This is a genomic window from Streptomyces sp. NPDC028305 (assembly GCF_055569495.1).
Genome location: NZ_JBVHTN010000008.1, coordinates 559,558 through 568,059, shown reverse-complemented (window position 1 = coordinate 568,059; position 8,502 = coordinate 559,558). Strand labels below are relative to the sequence as shown.

Genomic DNA, 8,502 nt, shown 5'->3' with positions numbered 1-8,502 from the left:
CGATCAACCGGAACCGGCCGACCGTACGGGGTATCAACATATCTGGCGTTGACTTTTGGCACGCTGTTGAGTTCTCAAGGAACGGACGCTTCCTTCGAAACCGTTTCACCGGTTTCTCCGGGCGCTTCCCTTCGGTGTTTCACACGCTATCAGACCGATTTCGTTTCTCCGAATCCGTGCTTTTCGCAGACATGCGAAAGCTGATCCGAAGATCTGTCGTCAGGTGACTGATGGCGCTGCCTCGACCTGGATGTGCCCGCAGTGGACTGCGGCGCTTCATCCGGGGCAGGGATACGACAGTACAACCCTCGCGCAGCCGTGGCAAATCGATTCGGTCCCCCAGGGGTGCCCTTCGGCCTGCACAGCTTGTGCGGAATCCGCAGTTCCTATGACTTACGCTTCTGGGCAGTGCGCTGCCTGGGACGGGCAGTGACAGTGCGTAACGAATTCTCCACCCCTGGGAGGCTTCCCAATGACCACCGTGACCTCCCCGCTCGCCGGGCGTGTGATCGGACTCGAGGCCGTGCCCGATCCGGTGTTCTCCGGGGCGATGGTCGGCCCCGGCACCGCGATCGATCCCGTGCTCGAGCCTTCCGTGGCGGTGGCGCCGATCGACGGCGTTGTCGTGTCACTCCATGCCCATGCGTTCGTCGTCGTCGACGGGGAGGGGCACGGTGTGCTCATCCACCTCGGCATCGACACCGTTCAGCTGGGCGGCGAGGGATTCGAGTTGCTCATCAACAAGGGCGACACCGTGCGGCGCGGCGACGCCGTGGTGCGGTGGGACCCCGCGGCCGTGGTGGCCGCCGGGAAGTCGCCGGTCTGCCCGGTCGTGGCGCTTGAGGCCACCGCGGAGTCCCTGGCCGACGTCAGTGCGGACGTCGATGTGAAGTCCGGCGACGTTCTGTTCAGCTGGACATGAGCTCAGTGCCGGTCGGAGCCGGTCTGATCGGCCATTACGGCGAGTAGACAACCACCACGGCGGGTGATCCCCGCCGTATCGAACCGGAGACGTGTGCAATGGAGACAACGCTGCGAGGCGTCGGCGTGAGCCACGGAGTGGCGATCGGCGAGGTGCGGCACATGGGGACCGCGGTCCTGGAGCCGCCGGCGAAGCAGATTCCGTCGGACGAGGCGCCGCGCGAGCAAGGGCGCGCTCGCCAGGCGGTGGAGGCCGTGGCCGCCGATCTGCTGGCGCGCGGCAATCTGGCGGGCGGCGAGGCGCAGGCCGTGCTCGAGGCACAGGCCATGATGGCGCAGGACCCGGAGCTGATGGCCGATGTCGAGCGGCGCATCGCCGTGGGCAGCACGGCCGAGCGCGCGGTGTACGACGCCTTCGCCGCGTACCGGGCGCTGCTGGCCGGGGCCGGTGAGTACCTCGCCGGGCGGGTGGCCGACCTGGACGATGTGCGGAACCGGATCGTGGCCCGGCTGCTGGGGGTGCCCATGCCGGGTGTGCCCGACAGCGACGAGCCGTATGTGCTGATCGCGCGGGACCTGGCCCCCGCCGACACCGCGCTGCTCGACCCCACCCTGGTCCTCGGGTTCGTGACCGAGGAGGGCGGGCCGACGAGTCACAGCGCGATCCTCGCGCGCGCCCTTGGTGTGCCGGCGGTGGTGGCGCTGCCCGGCGCCGGTGAGCTCGCCGAGGGGATCCTGATCGCTGTGGACGGCAGCACGGGAGAGATCTTCGTGGCCCCGAGCGAGGAGAAGCAGGCCGAGTTGGCCCTGGCCGCGGAGGAGCGGAAGGCCGCGCTGGCCGCGTCCTCCGGGCCGGGTGCGACGTCGGACGGGCACAAAGTGCCGCTGCTCGCGAACATCGGCGGCCCGGCGGATGTGCCGGCGGCCGTGGAGGCCGGTGCCGAGGGCGTAGGGCTGTTCCGCACCGAGTTCCTCTTCCTCGACGACAGCACCAAGGCGCCGTCGGAGGAGAAGCAGTTCGAGGCGTACCGCCAGGTGCTGGAGGCCTTCCCCGAGGGCCGGGTGGTGGTGCGGGTCCTGGACGCGGGCGCGGACAAGCCGCTGGAGTTCCTCACCCCGGCCGACGAGCCGAACCCGGCGCTGGGTGTGCGCGGGCTGCGGACGCTGCTCGACCACCCGGATGTGCTGCGGACCCAGCTGACGGCGCTGGCCAAGGCCGCGGCGGGGCTGCCGGTCTACCTGGAGGTCATGGCCCCGATGGTGGCCGACCGGACCGACGCCAAGGCGTTTGCCGACGCGTGCCGGGAGGCGGGGCTGCGGGCCAAGTTCGGCGCCATGGTGGAGATCCCGTCCGCCGCGCTGCGGGCGCGCTCGATCCTCCAGGAGGTGGAGTTCCTGTCGCTGGGCACCAATGACCTGGCGCAGTACACCTTCGCCGCGGACCGTCAGGTCGGCGCGGTGTCCCGGCTTCAGGACCCGTGGCAGCCGGCGCTGCTCGATCTGGTGGCCCTTTCCGCCGAGGCCGCGCAGGCCGAGGGCAAGAGCTGTGGCGTGTGCGGGGAGGCCGCGTCGGATCCGCTGCTCGCGTGCGTGCTGACCGGCCTGGGCGTCACCAGCCTCTCCATGGGCGCCGCGGCGATTCCCTACGTGCGTGCCACGCTGGCCAAGCACACGCTCGCCCAGTGCGAGCGGGCAGCCGCCGCGGCCCGCGCGGCGGACACCGCCGAGGATGCCCGCGTCGCCGCGCAGGCGGTGCTGTCCGGCGAGTGAGCCGGTGATGTGAGGTGTGGTCCGGGAGGCGTCCCGTCGCGGTGGGTGCGGCGGGGCGCCTCCCGTCTACGTCGGTCTCCTTACGAGCCGTCCGGGCCGTCGGGGTCGTCCGGGCCCGGTAGCGGGATGCCCGGCCGGTACTCGACGCCGTGCTCGGGCGGGACGGGCTCGCCGGTCTCCGCGTCGGTGCAGTACGCGCTGAAGACCTCGGCCTCGCTCAGCGGCCGCAGCCAGCCCTGGTGCAGCGACCAGCCGCGGACCGTGTCCGGGGCGCCGGGCGTGGTGGTGCGCAGCACGACGCCGCCTGGGCTGTTGGTGGCGATCCCGCAGGCCAGCACGGTGCTGAAGATCAGGGCCTCGGTGCCCTCCACGACCTCCGTGGCTTCCGCGTGGACCACTGCCACGAGCGGGGCGCCGTTCGCCGGGACGCTGCACACCACATGGTGGCAGCCGGGCCCGGCCGCCGCGAGCAGTCGCCGCAGCGCGGCTTGGGCGCGGCGGAACGCGGCGTGGCCCGGGTCGTCGCCGCACCCGCAGCCTCCCGCGCGGGACAGCAGGGCCGTGGCGTACTCCCAGGTGGCCTGCTGCTCGGCGGCGCCGACGAGCCGCTGGACGAGTTGGTCGAGCGGCTGGCCCTCGTATGTCACGGTCGGGCCCGCGGCGGCCACGTCGGCCGTGTAGCGGGTGCGGGCGACGGAGGTGTCGGGGTCCATGCCGGAGTCCGCGCAGAACTCCTCGTACTCGGCCGGGTCGAAGAGGGCGATGGATGTGTGCACGCCCTGTGCCGCGAGCATCCGCAGCAGCCCCTCCGTCTGCCGCAGATACGCGGCGTGGTCGTCGAAGGCGAACGACGCGTAGCGCCGCATGGCCGCGAAGTCCTCCTCGCCGGCCAGCAGCGCCACGGTGCTGGGCGCTTCTCTGCGCAGCGCGCGCCGCGCGGCGCGGTCCCTCCGGTCCGTGCCGCCGTGTGTGGTGTGCGCCATGACTCCCCCTCTGCGCGGTCGATCAGTGCTCACTCACCGTAACCGGGGGCACTGACAACGCGCTGTGCCGCTACGCGGCGGGCGGGGTCGGCGGGGCGGACTTGTCGCGGGCCAGGCGCTCGTAGAAGCGCAGCAGCTCCACGTTGTCGACCGAGCCCGGGTTGACCGCCTTGTCCAGGGTGGTGCCCTGGAGCAGCCGCTTGACCGGCACCTCGATCCGCTTGCCGGTGAGGGTGTGCGGCACGCCGGGCACTTCGATGATCTCGTCGGGCACATGGCGCGGGGAGAGCTGTTCGCGGATGGTGCGCTTGATGCGGTCGCGCAGCGCCTCGTCGAGGGCGGCGCCCGGAGCCAGGTGGACGAACAGCGGCATCCAGTAGCCGCCGTCGGGCTGTTCGACGCCGATGACGAGGGATTCGCGGATCTCGGGGAGGCGCTCCACGGCTTCGTAGATGTCGGCGGAGCCCATCCGTACGCCCTGCCGGTTGAGCGTGGAGTCGGAGCGGCCGTGGATGACGACCGTGCCGCGCTCGGTGAGGGTGATCCAGTCGCCGTGCCGCCAGACCCCGGGGAACATGTCGAAGTAGCTGTCGCGGTAGCGGCTGCCGTCCGGGTCGTTCCAGAAGCGGACGGGCATGGACGGCATGGGGCGGGTGATGACCAGTTCGCCGACCTCGTCGAGCACCGGTTCGCCGCTCGGGTTCCACGCCTGTAGGTCCGTGCCGAGCCCGGGGGCCTGGAGTTCGCCGATGTGGACCGGGAGGGTGGGGACGGCCCCCGCGAAGCAGCTGCACACGTCCGTGCCGCCGCTGACCGAGGCGATCCACATGTCGCCCGAGTCGGCGGCGAACTCGTCGTGGATCCAGCGGAAGCCGTCGGGCGGCAGCGGGGAGCCGGTCGTGGCCACGCAGGCGACGCGCGAGAGCTCGAAGTCGCGGGCCGGGTGGACCCCGGCCTTGCGGCAGGCCATGACATAGGCCGCCGAGGTGCCGTAGAGCGTGGTCCCGGTGCGCTCGGCGACGCGCCACTGGGCGGCGGTGTCGGGGTAGCCGGGGCTGCCGTCGTAGAGGACCACGGTGGTGCCGACGAGCAGGCCCGACACCAGGAAGTTCCACATCATCCAGCCGGTGGAGGTGTACCAGAAGAACCGGTCCCCGGGGCCCAGGTCGCAGTGCAGGCCCAGCTGTTTGAGGTGCTCGATCAGGATGCCGCCCTGGGACTGGACGATCGCCTTGGGCAGTCCGGTGGTGCCCGAGGAGTAGAGCACCCACAGCGGGTGGTCGAAGGGCACCTGCTCGAAGACCGGTTCCGCCGGCTCGCGCACCACGGTGTCCCATTCGATCGCGCCCTCGGGGGCCGGGGTGCCCAGCAGCGGGATGTGGACGACGGCGCGCAGGGTCGGCAGTTCGCGGCGCAGCTCGGCGACGGTCTCGGTGCGGTCGTGTTCCTTGCCGCCGTAGCGGTAGCCGTCCACGGTGAACAGGACCACCGGCTCGACCTGCTGGAAGCGGTCCAGCACGCTGCGCGCGCCGAAGTCGGGGGCGCAGGAGGTCCATACGGCGCCGACGGCGGCGGTGGCCAGGAGCGCGACGGCCGCCTGCGGGATGTTCGGGAGGTAGCCGCTGATCCGGTCCCCGGGGCGTACGCCCAGGCGGCGCAGCTCGGCGGCGGCCGCGCCGACCTGGCCGCGCAGCTCGGCCCAGCTGACGGGCCGCGGCTCTTGGCTCTCGTCGACGTGGAGCAGGGCGGGTTCGGTGGCGCGGGCGGGGTCCTCGGCGGCGCGCAGCGCGTGTTCGGCGTAGTTGAGGGTGGCTCCGGGGAACCACTGGGCGCCGGGCATGGCGGCGTCGGCGAGCACGGTGTCGTACGGGGTGGCGAAGCGCACCTCGAACCACTCGGCGACCGCCTGCCAGAAGCGCTCCAGCTCCGTCACGGACCAGCGGTGCAGCGCGGCGTAGCTCGCCGCCGGGTCGGCGGGGTCGGGCGCGGGGGCGCCGTGGCGCTCGGCCGCCCAGGTGTGGAAGCGGGTGAGCTGGGCCCGGGCGATCCGCTCAGGCCCCGGCTGCCAGAGGGGGCGCGGCAGGTGGTCTGGGTGCGCTGCGGTGGTCATCTGTCGGCTCCCGGCTCCTCGCGGTGCGCGGATACGCGCGGTGTGTGTCCCGTGCAGGACGATGCCATGTGATCGACTTGTGCACCAGGGCCGCCACTCCATATCGGGGGCGGTGGGGATGTGTCGGGACCACGGGTGAACGGCAGTTGAACGCCGCGCGCACGGGGCTCCGTCAATGGCAGGGTGATCAACATGGATGCGCGTGACCTGGTGCGGTCGGTGAAGGTGGTCGGTACGGCGCAGGGGCTCAGGTCGCTGCGCTCGGCGTGGCGGCGTCGGCGTTCCGACGCGGTCGGGCTGCCGCCGCGGGGGCCTGAGCGCGCGCGGGTGCCGGGCGAGGTCCTGGGGGCGGATCCGCAGCCGGGCGGCGGGGTGGTGCGGTTCGCGCGGTCCTCGCTGCTGGTGCGGGTGACCGCGGGCGGCGCGGTGTTCTGCGGGTGGGACGGCGCCGAGCCGGCGCCTTCGTACGCGCTGGACGGGCCCTGCCCGGACGCGGACGAGCGGGTGCGTCTCGAGCCGGACACGGACGGCGGCTGGCGGGTGGTCTCCGAGCGGGTGACGGTGACGGTCTCGCGGACCGGGGCGGTGGAGATGCGGACGCCGGGCGGGGTGGTGCTGCGGCGGGATCTGCCGCCGCGCTGGTGGGAGCCGGCCGGGGCCGATCCGGAGGGGCGGGGCGTGGATGCCGGCGGGCCGGGCGCGGTCGGCGACGAGCCGCTTACGGACGGGGAGAGGCCGGGAGCGGGGCGGGCCGTGGCGCGGTGGGAGCACCGGTCGCAGGTCGCTGCGGACGCGCGGTTCTTCGGGCTGGGCGGGCGGGCGTCCGGGCCGCGGCTGCGGGACGGCTCGTACCGGCTGTGGAACACCGATCCGGGCGGCAGCTTCGGGCCGGGGGACGACCCGCTGTATCTGACCATGCCGGTGCAGCTGGTGGTGGCGGACGCGGGCACCCATCTGGTGTTCCATGACAACTCGTGGGACGGCACGGTCACGCTGCGGGAGGGCGAGGAGGGCGAGGGTTCCGGGCACGACCGGCCGGGCGGCTGCCGGATCCGGATGGAGGGCGGCCCGCTGCGCTACTGGGTGATCGTGGGCACGCCGGCGCGGGCGCTTCAGGGCTGGGCGGCGCTCACGGGCGCTCCCGCGGTGCCGCCGAGCTGGGCGCTGGGCCACCACCACGCGCGCTGGGGGTTCGGCGGCCAGGAGGAGGTGCGGCGGGTGGTGGCGGGCTACCGGGAGCGGGAGCTGCCGCTGTCGGCGCTGCATCTGGACATCGACCACCTCGCCGGGCACCGGGTGTTCACGGTGGACGCCGGCCGCTACCCCGATCTGCCGGGGCTGGCGGCGGAGTTGCGGGAGGGCGGGACGCGCCTGGTGTCGATCGTCGATCCGGCGGTCAAGGCGGAGCCGGGCACCGCGGCGTACGACAGCGGCTCGGCCGAGGAGGTGTTCGTACGCGATGCGCGCGGGCGCGAGGTGCGCGGGGTGGTGTGGCCGGGCGAGGCGGTGTTCCCGGACTTCACCGATCCGCGGGTGCGCAAGTGGTGGGGCGGGCTGTACGCGGAGCGGCTGGCGCAGGGGTTCTCCGGGGTGTGGCACGACATGAACGAGCCGGTGTCGTTCGCGGCCTTCGGCGATCCGACGCTGCCGCGCTCGGCGCGGCACGCCCTGGAGGGCCGGGGCGGCGACCACCGCGAGGCGCACAACGTCTACGGTCTGGCGATGGCGCGGGCCGGCTACGAGGGGCTGCTGGAGCTGCGGCCCGAGGAGCGCCCGTTTCTGTTCTCCCGGTCGGGGTGGGCGGGGCTCCAGCGGTACGGGGGCAGCTGGTCCGGGGATGTGGCGACCGGGTGGCCGGGGCTGCGCGCCTCACTGTCCCTGGTGCTGGGTCTTGGCCTGTCGGGGGTGCCGTACTCCGGCCCGGACGTCGGCGGGTTCACCGGCAGCCCGTCCCCCGAGCTGTATCTGCGCTGGTTCCAGCTGGCGTCGTATCTGCCGCTGTTCCGCACGCATTCGGCGATCTGGGCGGGACGGCGGGAGCCGTGGGAGTTCGGGGAGTCGGTCCTCACGCACGCGGCGGCCGCGCTGCACGAGCGGCAGCGGCTGCTGCCGTACTTCGTCACGCTGGCGCACGAGGCCCGGCGCACGGGGGCGCCGTACGCGCGTCCGGTGTGGTGGCGGTGGCCCAAGGACCGGGCGCTGCGCGACTGCGAGGACGCCTTTCTGCTGGGGGACGCGCTGCTGGTGGCGCCGGTGCTGGAGGAGGGCGCCGAGCGGCGGGCGGTGCGGCTGCCGCGCGGCCGCTGGTACGACACGGCGACCGGCCGGGCGTACGAGGGCCCGGGGCAGGTGGTGCTGGACGCCCCGCTGTCGCGTGTGCCGGTGCTGGCGCGGGCGGGCGCGGTGGTGCCGGTGGCGGGCGCGGACGGCGGGGTGGAGTTGGAGGCGTGGACTCCGGTGCGGGGCCGTCCGGGCCGCGGGACGCTGGTCGTGGACCCGGGCGACGGGTGGGACAGGCCGGAGGTGGTGCGGTTCGTCTCGCGGCTGCGGGACGGCGAGGTGGCGGTCGAGCGGGAGGGCGCGGCGGAGCCCGGGTACCCGGTGCGGGTGCGCGGCGAGGCTCCGAAGGAGCGGCCGCGCCGGCAGTGAGCGGGGCCGGATGGGCCACTTGGAGGCCCGCGGATGGGCGTGTCGGTTCCGGTGGGGCTTGTTCCGGAC

General features: G+C 73.5%; 5 protein-coding genes. 3 read left to right on the top strand and 2 right to left on the bottom strand.

The genetic code is table 11. From position 1 onward, the window contains the following. Positions 1-472 precede the first annotated feature (472 nt). The gene (locus ACZ4WQ_RS35830; RefSeq protein WP_311726764.1) at positions 473-922 is read left to right on the top strand and encodes a PTS sugar transporter subunit IIA; all 450 of its coding nucleotides are present in this window, start codon (positions 473-475) and stop codon (positions 920-922) included. A gap of 98 nt (positions 923-1,020) precedes the next feature. Then, a complete protein-coding gene (gene ptsP, locus ACZ4WQ_RS35825) occupies positions 1,021-2,691 on the top strand; it encodes a phosphoenolpyruvate--protein phosphotransferase (protein WP_385344433.1) in 1,671 nt (556 codons plus the stop codon). Between the two features lie 80 nt (positions 2,692-2,771). On the opposite strand, the gene ACZ4WQ_RS35820 is transcribed toward ptsP, so the two are convergent. After that, positions 2,772-3,674 carry a hypothetical protein gene (locus ACZ4WQ_RS35820; RefSeq protein ID WP_398376464.1) on the bottom strand — a complete coding sequence of 301 codons (903 nt, stop codon included), beginning with the start codon at positions 3,672-3,674 and terminating at the stop codon, positions 2,772-2,774. A gap of 70 nt (positions 3,675-3,744) precedes the next feature. Further along, positions 3,745-5,784 (bottom strand): acetoacetate--CoA ligase, encoded by a 2,040-nt coding sequence (locus tag ACZ4WQ_RS35815; RefSeq protein WP_398376462.1) that lies wholly within the window; start codon positions 5,782-5,784, stop codon positions 3,745-3,747. Between the two features lie 192 nt (positions 5,785-5,976). Between ACZ4WQ_RS35815 and ACZ4WQ_RS35810 the strand changes: the two genes are divergently transcribed. Continuing rightward, positions 5,977-8,433, top strand: coding sequence for a glycoside hydrolase family 31 protein (locus tag ACZ4WQ_RS35810; RefSeq protein WP_398376461.1), 2,457 nt, complete (start codon positions 5,977-5,979; stop codon positions 8,431-8,433). Positions 8,434-8,502: the final 69 nt, after the last annotated feature.